At 41.9% G+C, this 18,266-nt stretch carries 11 protein-coding genes; 3 read left to right on the top strand and 8 right to left on the bottom strand.

Annotation, left to right across the window (positions count from 1 at the left end):
• Nucleotides 1-38 precede the first annotated feature (38 nt).
• The 8 genes from OCU78_RS11580 to hemL form a co-directional block, all read right to left on the bottom strand.
• A complete protein-coding gene (locus OCU78_RS11580) occupies nucleotides 39-1,019 on the bottom strand; it encodes an ABC transporter ATP-binding protein (protein WP_137373418.1) in 981 nt (326 codons plus the stop codon).
• Between the two features lie 2 nt (nucleotides 1,020-1,021).
• Entirely contained in the window at nucleotides 1,022-2,047 is a 1,026-nt protein-coding gene (locus OCU78_RS11575) for an ABC transporter permease (RefSeq protein WP_137373419.1), read from the bottom strand.
• Between the two features lie 2 nt (nucleotides 2,048-2,049).
• Entirely contained in the window at nucleotides 2,050-3,036 is a 987-nt protein-coding gene (locus OCU78_RS11570; protein WP_137373420.1) for an ABC transporter permease, read from the bottom strand.
• A 170-nt stretch (nucleotides 3,037-3,206) separates the two neighbouring features.
• The gene (locus OCU78_RS11565) at nucleotides 3,207-4,889 is read right to left on the bottom strand and encodes an ABC transporter substrate-binding protein (protein ID WP_137373421.1); all 1,683 of its coding nucleotides are present in this window, start codon (nucleotides 4,887-4,889) and stop codon (nucleotides 3,207-3,209) included.
• 667 nt (nucleotides 4,890-5,556) lie between these two features.
• Nucleotides 5,557-8,946 (bottom strand): response regulator, encoded by a 3,390-nt coding sequence (locus OCU78_RS11560; protein WP_137373422.1) that lies wholly within the window; start codon nucleotides 8,944-8,946, stop codon nucleotides 5,557-5,559.
• Nucleotides 8,947-9,161: 215 nt separating this feature from the next.
• Nucleotides 9,162-10,184 carry a 16S rRNA (guanine(1207)-N(2))-methyltransferase RsmC gene (gene rsmC, locus OCU78_RS11555; RefSeq protein ID WP_137373423.1) on the bottom strand — a complete coding sequence of 341 codons (1,023 nt, stop codon included), beginning with the start codon at nucleotides 10,182-10,184 and terminating at the stop codon, nucleotides 9,162-9,164.
• Nucleotides 10,185-10,301: 117 nt separating this feature from the next.
• Nucleotides 10,302-11,387 carry an AI-2E family transporter gene (locus OCU78_RS11550; RefSeq protein WP_137373424.1) on the bottom strand — a complete coding sequence of 362 codons (1,086 nt, stop codon included), beginning with the start codon at nucleotides 11,385-11,387 and terminating at the stop codon, nucleotides 10,302-10,304.
• Nucleotides 11,388-11,707: 320 nt separating this feature from the next.
• The gene (gene hemL, locus OCU78_RS11545; RefSeq protein ID WP_137373425.1) at nucleotides 11,708-13,003 is read right to left on the bottom strand and encodes a glutamate-1-semialdehyde 2,1-aminomutase; all 1,296 of its coding nucleotides are present in this window, start codon (nucleotides 13,001-13,003) and stop codon (nucleotides 11,708-11,710) included.
• A gap of 296 nt (nucleotides 13,004-13,299) precedes the next feature.
• On the opposite strand from hemL, the gene erpA reads away from it, so the two are divergent.
• From erpA to OCU78_RS11530, 3 genes are all read left to right on the top strand, one after another.
• Nucleotides 13,300-13,641 (top strand): iron-sulfur cluster insertion protein ErpA, encoded by a 342-nt coding sequence (gene erpA, locus OCU78_RS11540; protein WP_137373426.1) that lies wholly within the window; start codon nucleotides 13,300-13,302, stop codon nucleotides 13,639-13,641.
• Between the two features lie 365 nt (nucleotides 13,642-14,006).
• The gene (locus tag OCU78_RS11535; protein ID WP_137373427.1) at nucleotides 14,007-15,143 is read left to right on the top strand and encodes an efflux RND transporter periplasmic adaptor subunit; all 1,137 of its coding nucleotides are present in this window, start codon (nucleotides 14,007-14,009) and stop codon (nucleotides 15,141-15,143) included.
• Between the two features lie 11 nt (nucleotides 15,144-15,154).
• The gene (locus OCU78_RS11530) at nucleotides 15,155-18,253 is read left to right on the top strand and encodes an efflux RND transporter permease subunit (protein ID WP_137373428.1); all 3,099 of its coding nucleotides are present in this window, start codon (nucleotides 15,155-15,157) and stop codon (nucleotides 18,251-18,253) included.
• The last annotated feature ends 13 nt before the right edge of the window (nucleotides 18,254-18,266 follow it).

The following is an 18,266-nucleotide window of genomic DNA, read 5'->3' as shown; positions in this document are numbered from 1 at the left end:
TCCGCCGTTTCCAGCGGACAAGCTATCTTCTCGCTAAGCTATAGTTTGCTATGTGCTATTTCGCCGTATAAATGGCAGTTTGATAAGTGCCCTGGGTCAATAGTGCGCAATGTTGTCGGGACTTTGGTGCATGCTTCATGTACACGGTCGCAACGAGCTTGGAAGCGGCAGCCTTGTGGTATCTCTAGTAAATTTAGAGGGTTACCTGGAATGCCGGCTAGTTTGGTTTTTGGCCCCGTAAGAGGAGGGAATGAACTTCCCAGCCCTTTGGTATACGGGTGATAAGGGTTTTCTAAAATATCCTGTGAATTAGCCACTTCGATTAACTCACCTGAATACATGATGCCGATACGGTCAGAGAACTCGACCATTAGAGACAAGTCATGCGTGATGAATAGAATCGAGAAACCGAACTCTTCTTTAAGCGCGTAGATCTTTTGAAGAATCTCACGCTGAACTACAACGTCTAGTGCTGTTGTTGGTTCATCCATGATGATCAGTTTTGGGTTCAGTGCTAATGCAATGGCAATTACCAAGCGTTGACGCATACCACCAGAGAACTGGTGTGGGTAATCGGTTAATCGACTAGGGTGAATATCAACGATTTCAAGTAATTGACCAGCACGCTTTAGCGCTTGCTCACGAGTCATGCTCGTGTGGCGCATGATTACGTCACAGAACTGCTCAGCCATTGGCAATACAGGGTTTAGCGCATTCATCGCACTTTGGAAAACCATCGACATTTCGCTCCAGCGGAACGCTTGCATACGGTCATCGCTGTACTCCAGGATATTTTCACCGTTGAAAATAACCTCACCGCTTGAAATGAATGCTGGCGGCTTATGGAGGCGCATCAGAGAGAAAGCGACAGTGGATTTACCACATCCAGATTCTCCAGCTAGCCCTAGGACTTCACCAGGGGCAATATCAAAGCTAACATTGTTACAAGCTCGGACATCGCCAGCTTCAGTAATGTAGTCTACGCATAAGTTGCGGACAGAAATTAGTGGATTAGACATGATTATTTATCTCCGCTCCAAAGTGCATTTTGTGGTGGTAGTTCTGGCTCACGCTCAGACTTGTCTTGTGCCGCTAGTTTCTTCCAGCGTTTCATACCTTTGTGTGAACGTAATTGCGGGTTAGCAATTTCATCAACAGCGAAGTTAAGTAGCGCCAGTCCTGTTACAAGGAATGTCAGGGCGATACAAGGAGCCAGTAATTCCCACCATGCGCCAATCAGCATTGAAGATGATGTCTGTACGTTGTACAGCATGATGCCCCAGCTAATTGTATTCGGGTCACCAAGACCTAAGAATGAGATAGTTGCTTCCATCATGATTGCGTACATTACAGAGCCAATGAAGCTCGCACCTACAATCGAAATTAGGTTTGGAAGAATTTCCACAAAGATAATTCGGAATGATGATTCACCTAGAACTTCAGCTGCTTTAACAAATTCTTTCTCACGTAAGGCTAAGGTTTGTGAGCGGACAACACGTGCGCCCCAAGCCCAGGATGTACACCCAATTATCAATGCAATGGTTAATGGACCAGCCTCCCCGACAAATGCTGCTACTACGAATAGAAGCGGGTATTGAGGGATAACCAACATGATGTTCATTGCCGCGGTTAAGATGTCATCAACACGACCACCGAAGTAGCCAGCGGAAACTCCTATTACCGTTGCGAAGAAACAAACTGTTAGACCTGCACCAAAACCTACCGCTAGAGAAACTCGTGCACCGTAAGCCACTTGTGACCAGATATCACGACCCATACGAGAAGTGCCTAATACATGGTCTGCTTTTTTCGACATGATTAGTGTACGTCGGTCATCTGCTAGGTTTGTAGCAATCCAACCATCTGGGTTAGCTTGTGCTGATTTAACAACAAAACCTGGGTATTCATGTGGGTTGCCCGTTCGCTTATCAGGAGCGTGCTTAGTAACCAGTGGAGCTGCTAAAGCGATGAATAAAAATACGCTTAGAATCACAACACCAACTAGTGCTACAGGGTTTCCCCAAATTAGTTTGATAATACCTTTCATGATTATTTACCTCCCTTACGTAGGCGAGGGTCAAGTACAACGTAAAGCATGTCTGCTAGTAAGTTAAAGAACAGCATAAATAGCGTCATGATAAGTAACTGACCTTGTAGAACTTGGTAGTCACGAGCTGTGATTGCGTTGAAAAGAACGCTGCCTAGACCTGGGTAGTTAAAGATGATTTCGATGATAAGCTGACCACCAATTGCCATACCAAGAGACATAGATAAAGCCGTTACACTTGGTAGCATTGCGTTTCGAGCTGCGTAGTTGAATACCACTCGGTTTTCACTTAGCCCCTTACCTTTAGCCATTGTGATGTAGTCTTCAGCCAGTAAGTTGATCATGTTGTTACGCATGTTTACTAAGAAGCCACCAATTTGAACGACAGAAGCACAAAATAGAGGAAGAGCTGCGTGGTATAAGACATCTTTGATGAATTCCCAGCTTGTCCAGTCAGGTAGAGTACCTGCGGTATAAGCGTAACCAGTCGGGAACCATTTTAATCCGATTGCGAAAGTGAACATCGCAAGCATTGCGATAACAACCTGAGGAACAGCTTGAATAACAAGCATCCCTGGAGTAACAAATGTGTCGTACTTACTACCACGGCGCCAAGCAGCAAAAATACCGAGTATTGAGCCGATCGAGAATGACAAGATTACAGCTGTACCGGCTAGGAATAGAGACCAACCAAATGCTCCACCTAGAAGTGTATTAACTGAAAGCGGGTAAAATTGGATAGATGTACCAAGCTCCCAGCTTAGAATGTTTTTCATGTATGCGATGTATTGAACAAGTAATCCGCCATCTACAAAGCCAAGAAGCTCTTTCATGGCAGCGATACGCTCTGGTGTTACTTGAACTGAAGCGTTAGCAAACATCATGGTAACTGGGTCACCAGGCATTGCTCGCGGAATAATAAAGTTTAACGTCGCAGCAACTAACAGCGCGACAAAATAAAATGACAAACGTCTTAAAAAATAACCCATAACTCACACCTTACTCACCCAGATTGTTTCCCTGTTTCTGGTTTCAGGTCGTTCCTAGCGAAATTTGGAACGAAAAACCCCCTGACGACAAGCGCCATACATTCAATTAAGACTGCGGGGGATTTTTATAAGCGGCGTAAGAAGTTACGCCGCCAAGATTGAACGATTACTTATTTAACTGGTTTTAGGTCCAGTACATGAAGTAGACGCTCTGGGATACCAGCCCAAATGTTTGGACGGCCTTTTGGATTTTCTTCGTTCCACCAACCCGTAAAGCGAGTTGTGTTGTACTGGAACATGTAAGCACCAGATAGAACAGGAACTGTTACTTGATCTTCAGCGATGATACGTTGAATACCATGTGCAATTTCTAGCTGTTCGTTCTTATCAGCTGTCTTGTAGAAGCTGTTTAGAAGACCGTCTAGTTTGCTGTTTTCATAGTAGTGCATCGCGAAACGAGGCATACCATCACCAGATTGTAGTGCTGAGTTGTAAGCACTGTTCCAGTAAGTGTATGGATCAGCACCGTGGAAGTAGTTTGTGTAAGCTACGTCGTATGTACCCTCAAGCATCGCTTGGTTGTATACAGAGAAATCAGGTGTACGAGCTTTCGCTTTAATACCGATTTCATTCAATTGCTCTACTGCTAGTTGAACTGTGTTGTTGAAATCAGTCCAGCCGTTTGGCGATTGAATCATTAGCTCGAACGACTTACCAGATGGAGTGTCAACAAAGCCATCTTTGTTGACATCTTTAAAGCCAGCTTTTGCTAGAAGGTCTTTAGCACCTTCAGCATTGTACGTGTTGAAGCCTTTGTACTTGTTGTGAGTCTTTTCGTCAGACCATGCTTCGAATGCGTAACCTAGACCAGATGCGAAGTCATTCACTGTACCGCCACCGTAGAATGCGATGTCGATGATTGTTTGACGGTCAAGAGCCATAGAGAATGCACGACGGAAGTCAACATTGCTTAGCGCTTCGTTTTTAGCAGCGTCTGGGTGCTTGAAGTTAACTACGAATGCTTGAGTACCTGCTGGCGGGTACCAGTAGTGGTGTTTAGGACTTGCAGCAGCGTATGTACGATCAATGTCTGGTACGAATGAAGACGTCCAGTCCATTTCGCTGTTTACAACTTTACCAAGGAATTGGTCATTGTTAGCGATTTGAGGTACACGTAAACAGTCAACGTCTAGGTTATCAGCATCCCAGTAATTCGGGTTTTCACACTGAATGTAAAGTTGAGCTGTGAAAGTATCAATTTCAGTGAACGGACCTGAACCTACTGGGTTTTCATTAGTAAACGTTGCAGGATCTTTGATGTCTTTCCAAATATGCTTAGGTACTACAGGTACTTTAGCAATTTCGTAAGGCACATTTGAGTTTGCTTCAGTTAGACGGAAGCGAACTTGGTTATCGTTCAGTTTCTCAACGCTAGAAACCCAAGAGTTGATACCACTTTGGTCAAGCTCAGGCTTGTTTTTTACTAGGTTGAAAGAAAAAACAACATCATCAGCAGAGAATGTTTCGCCATCAGACCATTTAACACCTTTACGAATGTCGAAAGTCACGCTCATCAAGTCATCAGACATTTTGTAGTTTTCAGCTAAGCGGAAAACCGGCGTGTTACCGTGCATTTCGTTAAATACAACAAGAGGCTCATATAAGAAGTCAGTTGTTGTATGAAGGTTAGTAGCACCTAAGTACGGGTTAAAGTTACGTACGAAAGTAGTAAATTCCTTCGGGTGGATAGTCAGTTCACTGCGTTCTGCAGCGGTTGCTACTGATGCAAAACCTGTCGTAGCAGTTGCAATAATTGCTGTTGCTAGTGCTGTTTTTTTTATATTGGCAAGCATAGCTGTTCCTTACTATTTGCTTTCATTTCACTAATGGATTGAATGTTATCTAATCTAACAAGACACATTCTTTTTAAGGCCTACCTCTTAGATTTTCGCTTCCTCTTGAAGCGTTAAGAGTGGCCTGTAGGCCTTGGGCACCCTTAGAAAACACCGAATGGAGAGATTTGGCAAACTAGATTTACGTTAAAAACGTCAAAAGCACCTCTCGTCTCGTTATTCTCGTTAAAAACATTAAGTTTGGTTGAAAAGTGAGCCAAACTGCCGTGTTGATATGTGTCGCAATAAGGTGTTGGGTGAATTATATCTGTAAGTGGTTACTTACTTGTTGATCTCTGTATTTTGAGGCTTTTTTGTAATTGCAAGTATTTGTAGATCAAGGTCACTTAATGAATTTTCGTTAATTTATCTTGAAAAATTAAATCTGCCGTTCTGTCGTGACTAAGTTCGCAAACTCGAGTAATGAGTAGGGTTATTAAGCTAAATAACGGAAATTAGAGTTTTTTGATGGGTGATAAATTCATATAAATCCATGTTAATTTACCAAGTTAAATAACTGAGGTTTATTGATACATTAATAAACTTTCAGTGAAGAAAGGCACTAACTTCTATCTAAAAAAAAGCCTGCGGAACGCAGGCTTGAAATCGATTCTGGTGGTTAAAAACTTTAGCTAGTCAGTAGTTTTTGGAGCTTATCTCTAAGTGCTTCGATGTGGGTACGCTCAGGGCTTTGTTCATTACAGTGCTCTAGAATAAATTCAATTGAACTGAGCACTGTACGCCATCTAGGAGTCTTAGGCAGCGTTTCTACGCGCAAGTACTTATCTAGTGTTCTAGTTTGTAAAGTGCTTCTATCTAGATAGACTCGCCATAGTTGGCTCTTCTCCGCAAAAGCGAACTTACTTTCACCAGTTACTGATTCCCAGTAATCTAGTGAGTTAGTCATAGCTTCAACTAAGACTTCTCGCATGATGTCTTGCTTATTTTTACCTTCACCAGCGGCTTTATCCGCAATGCGAGTAAATTCTCCACCAAGCTCTTTAAGTTGCTGTAATTTATCTTTGTCCCCTTCGAATGCATAGCTAGAAAGCGCCTCTACAGCTGTCTCTAGGTTATTAATTCGAGCTGAATTAACCCCGCCTCCAACATTGAAAATATACATGGAATCTAACCCTGAGCCTTGTGGAAGCTTGAGAATATCCGTTGATATATGCTGCCTTGTATCATTTATGTATATATCGATGTCGCCACAATAGTGCGCCTGTTCCACATTTAAGTATTTCGGCGCAATAATTTCATCAGCTCTAGAGCGTTTCAGTTGTTCTTGGCTTCTTCTGAATAGTTTGGTCGCAGCTTCGTTCGCGAAACGGATGTGCTTATCATCTCGAATACAAATAATTGCCTCTGGCGCGGACTCTAGCTGTTCCAGTAACCTTCCTTGTGTTTCTAACAGGTTCGCTTCAACCAATGCTCTCTGCTTCAGCTCTTGCTGCAGCTGATCATTTTCTACTCGGCGTTGTTCAGCTTTGCTTGCGGATAAATGTGCAGTAATCCTTGCTGCAAGTTCCTGTTTATTAAATGGTTTTGATAAGTAGTCATTTGCACCAACATCAAAACCTCTTACGCGGTCTTCTGTTTGATTTAGAGCCGTGAGCATTATGATAGGCAGTTGCGCGTGATCGAATTCTTTTCTGAGAGTTTCACAAACTTGATAGCCACTCATTCCTGGCATCATGATATCGAGCAATAAAAGTTCAGGTTTTTCTTTCTTTATTAGTTCAATAGTTTCAGGGCCATCATTTGCTGTACGAACTCTGTAGCCTTCTATTTTTAAGAAGCTATCCAGAACTCTCAGGTTTACAGGCTCGTCGTCGGCAATAATTAATAACGGACCATCAGGGTTTTCATCAATGACACAGGCATCTAGCTGATGGTTTTCAATAATTTCAGGTGCTTGGAAGTGGGAAAAAGGATTAGCAGGGCTAGTTGCCGCTATTTCTTCTTCGGATGCAAGTGGAAGGGTAAAGCTAAAGGTAGTCCCTACCATGGTTTGGCTGCTTACATACAGTGAGCCACCCATTAGTTCGATAAGTTGGCGGCTAATTGATAATCCTAGACCTGCACCTTGTCTATAGCGGTTTGCATCTTGGCCAGCTTGAATGAGCGGTTCGAAAATATGGTCTAAATATTCCGCAGGAATTCCTTGCCCAGTATCGACAACTTGCACGCGAATGTTGTCATCAATAATACTGGCTGAAATGACAATCTTACCTTCAGTAGTATATTTAATGGCGTTGCCAACTAAGTTATACATCACCTGTTCAAGTCGCTGAGGATCTGATGATACAAGTGCTAGGTCATTTGGTACTTGGTTAATAATGCGAATTGGTTTATTGCCCAATAAGTGATGGGAAAGTTCTAAAACTAAGCTGGTGGCTGCTGAAAGGTCTACGGCTGATTTGTTGATGTCTAAGCTGCCATAGCGCATCTTGTGATAGTCCAGAAGATCATCGACCAAGGTGGTTAAGCGTTGTCCGCTGTTAATAATAATGTCGAGTTGGTACTTTTGACTCGCAGGGATAGGACCGTTTGCTCCTGAGATCAAAGCTTCAGCGATACCGACCATACCGTGTAATGGAGTTCTTAACTCATGAGATGTTGTGGCTAAGAATTCATCTTTAAGCTTATTGGCAAGTTGAAGGTCGTCATTCTGTTTTTGGATGACTTTTAAGTTGTCCTCAAGTTCTTGGTTTTGGCTTTTTATCAGGAGTATTTTTTCGCGAATAGAGCGCTGCATTCTTTCAAAGCTTACTGCAAGGCGTCCAATCTCATCTTTTCGCTCCATGTTGATCATTGCTTCATCCAAATCACCAGCCGATACTTTTTCTGCAGCCCAAGTTAACTTTAGAAGTGGGGAAGTAATGAAATTAGAAAGGTAGTGAGAAGCAACTACTACCAAAATAATGGCAGTAAGCATGGTGATAATAAATATTTTTTCGAGTTGATATATTCGAGAAAAAGCTTCTTTTTCAGGTAGTTCCACCACAAGAGCCCAGGTTGCATATTTAAGCTTAATTGGGGTGTATGCTGCAATAGTCGGTTCACCTAGTGCATTATTAAAAGTACCTACTGCATTTTCACCGGCTAAGGCTTTATCTACAACCTCAAGGCTTAAATTTATCGACTCTTGGCTATGAGCTAAACTACGAGGTAAGTGGTCACTACCCACTAAAAGCGAATGCATATTTGATGATTTGTTGAGGTCGGCGATAAGGTTTGTGATGCCATTGTTTGGCAGCCTAAACATTGCGTAACTGTGCAGGTAACCTTGTTGAATAATAGGCGCTCCGAGCCATGCACTTTGCTTACCATTTTCTAATTCAAAATCAGAAACAATGATAGGCGTATAGTCTTCATTCGACTTACGTTTGCTTATCACGTCTTGGTTCAATCGCGTAAATGTTTTCCCTAAATTAGAGTCTTTATATACACCGGTTGTTAAATTAGTACCGTAATTGTCATTCTTATAGACGGAGTAAGTGACGTTACCATTGATATCGACAAGTAAAATATCATCAAAATCAGAGCGTTTTAATAATTCAAGATAGGCTTGATGGTAGCGCTTATGAAGCAGACGGTAGCGTTCGCTTCCAACGTAACTGCTTGATTCAGGAAGGATTGATGTTTTTATCTGGTTGCCAGAACCTTGGATGTATCGTTGTTGTGCATTTTCTCTAGCCTCATCTATATCTAGCCCAAGCCGTTGAAATGCGTTAACTAATCCATAAAAACGTCCACCACTGGCTATGGCGAGCTCGGAGCGTACAAATCCAATGACCTGTGACTCTTGTGCTTGTAAGTAATCGGTGACTTGCTGCTGCTTAGTATCTCGCACTGAAACTAAATGAGAGGTACTTTGTTCTTGTAGGTCCGCACTGTGTGATTGAAGAAAGAAGAAGGCGATGACAGTGACAGGGGTAATACTAAGAACAAGAAATGCAAGCATTAGGGTGTTTTGAAGGCGCTTAAACTTCTGTTTTCGATAGAATCTGAACATAAATAAGGTACAACTTCCCTTTAAAGTACGGCTCACATAGCTGAGAAACAGTACAAAGAATCGAATGAATGGGTCCTAATTTAACGAAATTAACGAGTTTTTTTACTTTGACAAGTAAGTGGTATTTAAAGCGTGTGCGAAGGCGCATTTTTATAGGATATTGCAGATTATCTAAGCGTTTAGTGCAGGGAAACCCCTGCACCAAATAGAATGTGTTATTTGTTAGCGTGATATATCGCGAATTTAGTCGTCTTATTTAGCGTCGAACATTTACCGAAAGCTCGCTCAATGATTGGTGTGTATTTTAAAAAACTGTTGGCTACGATTATAAGCTCGCCTTTTTTATTTAATTGACTAGGAGCTTTTGCTAATAAGGTTTCCGTCGCGCTATAACTTGTATCTAAACCTGAATGGAATGGTGGGTTACTAATAATAAATCGATAGTCTTTAGAGGTGTCGGAATAGACATCAGAGGCGAAGACTTTCCCTTGTAGACCATTAGCTTCTAAGGTTGCTTGGCTAGAAGCAACGGCGAAAGCACTGATATCACACATCTCTAGCTCAATATCAGGGTTTCTTGAGACCATTACGGCACCTAAAACACCAGCACCACAACCAAAGTCGAGCACTTTCCCACTTAACGAAGGTAGGCTATCTAATAGTAGTTGGCTGCCTACATCAAATTCACCATGGCTAAAGACACCTGGTAAACTTTTTACTGTTAAATTTTGGTCGTCGATATTTACAGAGTAGGTTTTGAACCAATCTTGTAGATCAAACTTTGCCGGTTGTTCGAAGCATTGTCCCCAGTAAAATGAACAGCGGCGGGCTGAATCATATTTGACTACTTTTCCGTAGGGGCTAAACATCTTTTCAATGCTCTTAACGCCAGAACGGTTTTCACCGACGACGACGATCTCCGTATCTTTGCCTAATTTAGCAAAGATCATCGCTAATAAGTATTCAGCTTCAGCTTTAGCTTTTGGCCAGTAGAGTAATACTAAATTTGCTTTTGTCTCTTGCGTCAATTCAGTGCCATAGAAACGTTCAATCGAATTGCACCCATCAAGTTGACGGTAATAGCTATAGTTTGATGTAAAAACAGATACAGATTCACAATGCTTTGCCAGTTCAACCGGAAATAAATCTTCCGACTCGCCAGCTACTAGAACATGTTTGCCTTCGAAATAGGCGAGTTGGCGTTGAGCAATTTGGCTTGGAGCAATATATGCAGACATAAGGCACTCTGTTGAATGGTTAGCAAAAAATGAGGGCGGATTTTCGCATAATCCGCCCTAAGCTTGAAGTTTTAATGTTTGTTGGCTGCGCTTAGAGCACAAGCGCGCAGTAGGTCATTAGTTGTTGTCTTGTTGATCGAGAAAATCTTTAAACTCTTCATCATAAATATTAAAGAGTACTATCGTGATTGCGAAAATCAGCGGACCATAAATCAGACCAATCAAACCAAATAGCTGGATACCACCTAGCAGTGAGAAGAAAATCATCAAAGTATTCATGCCCGCGCTGCCTTGCATCAGAAGTGGGCGAAGTAAGTTATCAATCGACCCTACAATAGCAATGCAATAAACCGTTAGGAAAATAGCCCAGGTGGTTTCGCCTGTGAGGAATAGGTAAGTTGCGGCTGGGATCCAAATTAAAGCGGTGCCAACGACTGGGATAAATGAAGCAAAGCCCATCATCGTACCCCAGAATAATCCTGGGAAACCTGCAATCCACATACCTATCCCGCCAGCAAAGCCCTGCGCAATAGCTGTTAAGAACGAGCCCATTACTGCAGATTTAGAAACCTCTTCAATCTCTGTCAGTAATTTGTCTTCTTGGCTGCGTGACAGCGGTAAAATATGCCTTACGACACTGATGATCTTATCGTGGTCTCTTAATAAGAAGAATAAAACGAATAGCATCAAGAAGAAGTCCATCAGGAAGTTGGTTGCGTCACCTAAGATTTTTGCACTAATTCCAACTAACTTAGAGCCGAAGCTTGTCGCAAATTCTCCCACTTTTTGCGCGATAGCTTGAGGCTCAATATTATCAAATGGCAGATAGTTATTGATAAATGCTAAGGCTTTAACTACGAGAGGGTGTTCGAATAGAGTTTGGATGCCTCCATGTGTCACCCATTGATAAGTATTTTGGGAGAATAAAGAACCTTGCTGAACGATGGCGGCAAATACGGCAAGTAGGGGAATGACAATAATAAACGTCAGTATGATACAAGAGAGCAAAGACACGGTATTGGCTTTATTAGGGAGTTTCTTTTCAAGCCATTCATGTATAGGGAACATCAGTAAAGAAATAATAAATGCCATTATTATTGAATTTACATAAGGTTCAATAAGTAAGTAGCAGGCATAGGCTGCAGCGAGTAGAGCAACAATAATGACCCAATGGCTGGAGGTGATTTTAATTTTTTCTGACACGATGATGGTCTCTCGATTAACGTTCTATGTTTATAATGGCTGTAAAACAGATGGTTAGCAATGAGGAGTTTATATTATGGGATGTTGTAATAAGAATGAGAAGTGCGAGAGTGAAGAACAGCAGCCGCGTAAAGAGATTCCTTGGTTTCGGATGTTTTTAGGAACCATCATGCTACTTGTTTTTCTGTTCTGGGAAAGATAAGTACTTATATGAAAGCTAGCGTTCATCGCTAATGTTATAAGTATTCTTTACTCTAAGAAAGTACCAATAAAAAGAGCCGCGGAATCGCAGCTCTTTTTGTAGTTTTACGTTATTTACGTTATTTAGCTTCTGCTGCAATGATAGCAAAGCTGCGATCAGCCGCTTCTAATGTCGCATCAATTTCTTTAGAGCCATGAGCAAGAGAAGTAAAGCTTGCTTCGAATGCTGAAGGTGCAAGGTAAACACCGTGGTCTAGCATTAGATGGAAGAAGCGTTTGAATCGTTCAACATCGCACTTAGTAACATCTTCATAGCAGGTTACTGTTTCTTGGTCAGTAAAGAAGAAACCAAACATACCGCCAACTTGGTGCACTAGCATTGGAATACCATGCTTATCAGCAAGATCTTTGAAGCCATTTGCAAGTTGCTTAGTTTTTGCAGCAAGGCGCTTTTCATTACCTTCTTCACGAAGAAGTTTTAATGATGCATAGCCAGCAGCCATTGCTACAGGGTTACCTGAAAGTGTACCAGCTTGATATACAGGTCCTGTTGGTGCGATGTACTGCATCACATCTTTACGACCACCAAAAGCACCAACAGGCATTCCGCCGCCGATAACTTTACCAAGACAGGTTAAGTCAGGCTTGATGTTGTAGTAAGCTTGAGCTCCGCCTTCTGCTACGCGGAAACCAGTCATTACTTCATCAAAAATAAGTAGCGCGCCTTCTTGATCACAAATTTCACGTAGACCTTCGTGGAAGCCTTCTACTGGTGGAATACAGTTCATGTTACCAGCAACAGGTTCTACGATAATGCATGCAATTTCGCCTTTATTAGCTGCAAAAAGCTCACGAACAGAATCCAGGTTATTGAATGTTGCTGTCAGTGTTAGTTTTGCAAAGTCTGCTGGAACGCCAGGTGAACTTGGTTGACCAAGTGTTAGTGCACCTGAACCAGCTTTTACTAGCAGGCTGTCAGCGTGACCGTGGTAGCAACCTTCAAACTTAAGAATTTTATCGCGACCAGTGAACCCACGAGCTAGACGAATAGCGCTCATTGTCGCTTCAGTACCAGAGCTCACCATACGGAGCTGCTCCATTGAAGGAACCATCTCAGATACTAATTCAGCCATATTAATTTCAGTTTCAGTTGGAGCACCAAAACTTAAACCACGCTGCGCAGCATCAATAACAGCTTCACGAATCACACCGTGGTTGTGACCTAGAATCATAGGTCCCCAAGATCCAACGTAATCAATGTACGCTTTACCATCAGCATCAAAAATAAGTGGGCCATCTGCACGTTCAACGAAAATAGGAGAACCGCCAACACCGTTAAATGCACGAACTGGTGAATTAACGCCACCGGGAATGGTTTGCTGTGCTTTTTGATACAACTCTGCTGATTTGGTCATTGATATATCCTCTTTTGATTGTCGGACCAATTGGCTCGCATTGTACCTATCCATTATCTAACTAGAAATGTTTTCGCTAATATAATCACTTGAAACTGCCTTATTTGAGGTGTTACGCGTCTTATTAAAGAAATTAAATTGCCTTTAAAAGCTTAAACGGACATATCCTATGGTGAATACTTGAACGTTTCAGTCAGGTATTAGATAATCACTGTGTATTATAAAAATATTCAGCAACTATGATCTCGAACTAGATTTGTATCAGGTTGTTTTTGACACGAATGAGAGAGGTTGTCGTGAGCGAAGCAAATATTCCTTTATCTTTTTCTGATGCAGCAGCAAATCGCGTACAAACGCTGATCGCAGAAGAAGAAAATCCAGATCTAAAACTACGTGTATATATTACGGGTGGTGGTTGTAGTGGTTTCCAATATGGTTTTACTTTTGATGAGAAAGTTAACGATGGCGATACAACCATTTTGAATAGTGGCGTAACATTGGTTGTTGATCCAATGAGCTTGCAATACTTAATGGGTGGTATGGTTGATTACACAGAGGGTCTAGAAGGCGCTCGCTTTTTTGTTAACAACCCGAATGCTACGACGACATGCGGTTGTGGTGCTTCATTTAGCGTGTAGCTTTTCGCAGTAACACCAACGATAAAGTAGTACCCCAAATATCCCTAACGCCGAACTTTTGTTCGGCGTTTTTTATTGTCTATTAATTGTGATTTCTTGATTTCCTTCACTCTAGCCTTTCTACCTGCAACATTGGTTTTAAGATTAAACCTTTGTTATTCCATTAGAATGGATTTTAACGGGTATTTTCATTAATTTTGTTTGTGTTTAGTAAACGCCATATTTATTAAACTGTAGATAACATCTCAACTTTGATAAACCTTGGTCTGTTAATGTTACCTTTGTGTATCAGGAAGTTGCACCTGGTTGCGTTTATCTTTATTCGTTTGCCCTCATCGCACGCTCCAAGCAGAAAAGGATTTGTTATGCCCTCTGAGTTTTCTCGAACATTTATTCCCCACCAATTTAAGCAGCCATGGTTAGTTTCCTTAGTTCTCGTGGTGTTGCTATCCATTTGGCTGGGATTAGGTGCTGGTCATGCAGAAGAAGCATTACCAAACAAATCAATTGAAATTCCGCTGGCGAAAGTATCTTTTCAGACCTTTATGTCTTCACCTACTTACAAAACCATTGAGCTTTATGGTCGTACAGCACCTGATCGGCATGCACGATTAGGTGCGGAAATCGCAGGTAAAATCGTCAAATTAAATGTTAAAAAAGGCGATAAAGTAAAAGCCGGACAGGCCATCGCGCAGATAGATAAAGGCGATCTCGAAATTCAACTTGAACGGGCGTCAGCTTTATATAGATTGAAACAAAAAGAATTTAAAGCGGCTCAATCACTTAAGAAGAGAGGGCTGCAGGGTGAAATTGCTTACACCACGGCAGAGGCTTCATTAACAGAAGCAAAAGCGATGAAAAGTAATGCTGAACTGGCTCTAAAGAATACGAAAATCACCTCACCATTTTCAGGTGTGGTTCAAGAGTTACTGGTTGAATTAGGAGATTTTGTTGGGGTTGGTGACCCAGTCGCAGGTGTTATCGACCTTGACCCTTTGGTGATTGAAGCGGATGTTAGTGAGCGTCATATACAGCATCTTCAGGTCGATCAATCAGCTTCTGTACGCTTGCTAGGTAGAAATGAGGTAGAAGGTAGCTTACGTTATATTTCTCGTATTTCATCGACTTCAACCAATACTTTTCCAATCGAAATTGAGATCGCCAACGCACAAGGTTTTTTACCTGCTGGGGTTAGCGCGGAAGTGACTCTCAGCCTTGAAAGTCAAGATGCCATAAAAATAACCCCAGCGATGCTTGCATTAGATGAAGCAGGGAATTTAGGTGTTAAGACATTAGTTTTGAAAGAAGATAAACCTATTGTTAAGTTTGTTGAGATTCAACTTGTTAAAGCTGAGCAAGATGGTGTTTGGCTTACAGGGTTGGGTCAACAGGTTGATATTATTACTGTTGGGCAAGGCTTTGTGCGTGATGGTGACTCTGTAGTTGCTGTGGAGCAGCAATTGACTCCCGAACCTGAACAGTTAACGATGACAGATAATTAGAGGGATAACGAATGTATTCAATTATTGATGCGGCGTTGTCTCGTGCAAGAACAATGTTGTCTTTATTAGCACTTATTCTGATCGCGGGTGTGGGTACATATATAGCCATACCTAAAGAATCCAGCCCTGATATTACGATCCCCATTATTTACGTCTCTGTTGGACACCAAGGGATCTCACCAGCCGATGCGGAACGTTTACTCGTAAGACCTATTGAGCAAGAGCTAAGATCAATAGAAGGTGTGAAGGAAATGACAGCAACAGCGGCTGAAGGCCATGCTTCTGTTGTGTTGGAATTTAATGTCGGTGTCGATCTTACAAAAGCAATGGCAGATGTTCGTGATGCGGTTGATCTTGCAAAACCTAAACTGCCGGAAGATAGCGACGAACCTACCGTAAATGAAGTGACCTTAGCCTCTGAGCAACCAGTACTTTCTGTCGTTTTATATGGCACAGTGCCAGAGCGGACAATTGTTCAGATTGCCCGAGAGCTAGGCGATAAATTAGAAAGTTATAGGCAAATACTAGAGGTAGATATAGCAGGCGACAGGGACGATATTGTTGAGATTATTGTCGACCCTTTACTCATGGAAAGTTATAGCCTAGATCAGGCGGATATTTATAACCTTATCGCCTTGAATAACCGAGTAGTAGCGGCTGGCTTTGTCGATACTGGCTATGGACGATTTTCAGTAAAAGTGCCTTCTGTTTTCAATTCTTTAAAAGATGTACTTGAACTACCTATCAAAGTTGATGGCAAACAAGTCGTAACTTTTGGAGATGTTGCCACGGTTCGCCGCGCCTTTCGCGATCCTGAAAGTTTTGCTCGTTTAGATGGGAAATCGGCTGTCGTTTTAGATATAAAGAAACGCGCCGGGGAAAATATCATAGAGACAGTTGCACTCGTAAAAGCTGTAATGGCTGGTGCTCAGCAACGAGCAGAATGGCCGAATAATTTACTCGTTAAATACACATGGGATGAATCTAAAGATGTGAAGATCATGCTTAATGATCTTCAGAATAATATTTTGTCAGCAATTATCCTGGTTGTGATCGTTATTATCGCCATTTTAGGGGTTAGAACGGCATTGTTAGTTGGCATCTCGATTCCTGGGTCATTTCTTACTGGCTTATTAGTGCTTTCAGTTTTCGGCTTAACAGTGAATATCGTCGTATTGTTCTCACTGATCATGGCGGTTGGCATGCTCGTGGATGGCGCTATTGTTGTCACCGAATTTGCAGATAGGCGAATGCAAGAAGGGGAAAGTAGAAAAGAAGCTTACCGGGATGCGGCTAAGCGTATGGCATGGCCGATTACTGCATCTACAGCGACAACACTTGCAGCCTTTGCTCCTCTGCTATTTTGGCCGGATGTAACTGGCGAATTCATGAAGTATTTGCCATTAACGTTAATTGCTACATTAAGTGCATCACTCATTATGGCGCTTTTATTTGTGCCAGTATTAGGCGGTTTAATTGGAAAGCCGCAATATGTGTCGTCAGCTAACCAAGCTCGAATGGTTGTCTTACATAACGGTGACTTTTCACAAGCGAAGGGGTTAACTAAAGCGTATTACCATACGCTATCGATAGCCATCAAACATCCATTCAAGATTCTTTGTAGCGCAATCATATTATCTGTGGCGGTCGGCTTTACTTATTCTAAAGCCGGGCTTGGCGCTGAATTTTTTCCTGAAGTAGACCCGCCATTCTTTAACGTCAAAGTGCGTTCTCATGGCGATCTCTCAATTCAAGAAAAAGACACTATCATGCGTGATATTGAGCAAACTATGCTGAATCATGATGAGTTTGAAAGTGTATATACTCGAACGGGAGGGGATGACCAAATCGGTTTGATCTCAATAACCCCTGTCGATTGGCAATACCGCCGAAGCGTAAAAGAGATCATTGAAGAGTTAAAGCTACAAACCGATCTCTATGCTGGTGTCGAAATTGAATACAAGTTTCCAGATGCGGGACCACCTGTTGAAAATGATCTGGTTATTGAGTTGTCCGCTCGTACCCCTGAAGAGTTAAATCAAGCTGCAAAAGTGGTGAGAGCTTGGGCAGATGGTAACTCTGTTCTTAAAAACATCAGTGATACTTCAAGCAAAGAAGGGATCGATTGGAAAGTTGATATTCGAAGAGATGACGCGGCTCGTTTCTCTGCGGATGCCACCTTAGTCGGTAATACCGTTCAGTTTGTGACTAATGGGTTGAAAATTGGTGACTATTTACCGGATGATTCCTCAGAAGAAGTCGATATCCTTGTACGCTATCCAAATGATAAGCGAGATATCGGTCGTTTTGATCAACTAAGAGTGAAGACGCCAGCAGGTTTAGTGCCTATTACAAATTTTGCTCAAATTATCCCTGACCATAAACAAGATACGATTAAGAGGCTCGATGGTAAACGAGTCGTAAACATTATGGCGGATATGGAGGAAGGGTTTAATTTAGCGTTAGAATTACCAAAAATAGAGCAAGCATTGAATGAATTAGGGCTCCCTAGCGGCGTTGATTTTCGTATTCGTGGTCAGAATGAAGAACAAGAGAATTCTTCAGCCTTTTTACAGAGTGCCTTTTTGGTTGCACTAGCGGTAATGGCGTTAATCCTTATTACTCAGTTCAATAGTTTCTATCAAGCGTTTCTAATCTTGAGTGCTGTCTTGTTTTCTACAGTTGGTGTTTTTGTTGGTTTGCTTATATTCCAAAGACCATTTGGTATCGTGATGTCTGGGATTGGCGTGATTGCATTAGCTGGGATTGTGGTGAACAACAACATTGTACTCATCGATACTTATAATCAGTTGATTAAGCGGGGTCTAGATAAGCGAGATGCCATTTTAAGAACTGGTGTCCAGCGTTTAAGACCTGTAATGCTGACCACTGTGACAACCATCTTAGGCTTGTTGCCTATGGTTTTAGAAATGAATATCGATTTAATTAATCAAAAAATTGAGTTTGGAGCACCGAGTACGCAGTGGTGGTCACAACTCGCCACTGCTATTGCTGGTGGTTTAGCATTTGCAACTGTGCTGACGTTAGTCTTAACACCTTGCTTATTGATGTTAGGTCGAACTAAGAAGGAAGAGGTTCAATCGGATTAATTGGTTTTAATCA

The organism is Vibrio gallaecicus, from assembly GCF_024347495.1.
GTDB lineage: Bacteria > Pseudomonadota > Gammaproteobacteria > Enterobacterales > Vibrionaceae > Vibrio > Vibrio gallaecicus.
This window is presented reverse-complemented; position numbering and strand designations above follow the sequence as displayed.

Excerpts from the sequence above, each read along its gene's own strand:
- OCU78_RS11580 (WP_137373418.1), bottom strand. The coding sequence starts at position 1,019 with ATGTCTAATCCACTAATTTCTGTCCGCAACTTATGCGTAGACTACATT.
- OCU78_RS11575 (WP_137373419.1), bottom strand. The coding sequence starts at position 2,047 with ATGAAAGGTATTATCAAACTAATTTGGGGAAACCCTGTAGCACTAGTT.
- OCU78_RS11570 (WP_137373420.1), bottom strand. The coding sequence starts at position 3,036 with ATGGGTTATTTTTTAAGACGTTTGTCATTTTATTTTGTCGCGCTGTTA.
- OCU78_RS11565 (WP_137373421.1), bottom strand. The coding sequence starts at position 4,889 with ATGCTTGCCAATATAAAAAAAACAGCACTAGCAACAGCAATTATTGCA.
- OCU78_RS11560 (WP_137373422.1), bottom strand. The coding sequence starts at position 8,946 with ATGTTCAGATTCTATCGAAAACAGAAGTTTAAGCGCCTTCAAAACACC.
- rsmC (WP_137373423.1), bottom strand. The coding sequence starts at position 10,184 with ATGTCTGCATATATTGCTCCAAGCCAAATTGCTCAACGCCAACTCGCC.
- hemL (WP_137373425.1), bottom strand. The coding sequence starts at position 13,003 with ATGACCAAATCAGCAGAGTTGTATCAAAAAGCACAGCAAACCATTCCC.
- OCU78_RS11535 (WP_137373427.1), top strand. The coding sequence starts at position 14,007 with ATGCCCTCTGAGTTTTCTCGAACATTTATTCCCCACCAATTTAAGCAG.
- OCU78_RS11530 (WP_137373428.1), top strand. The coding sequence starts at position 15,155 with ATGTATTCAATTATTGATGCGGCGTTGTCTCGTGCAAGAACAATGTTG.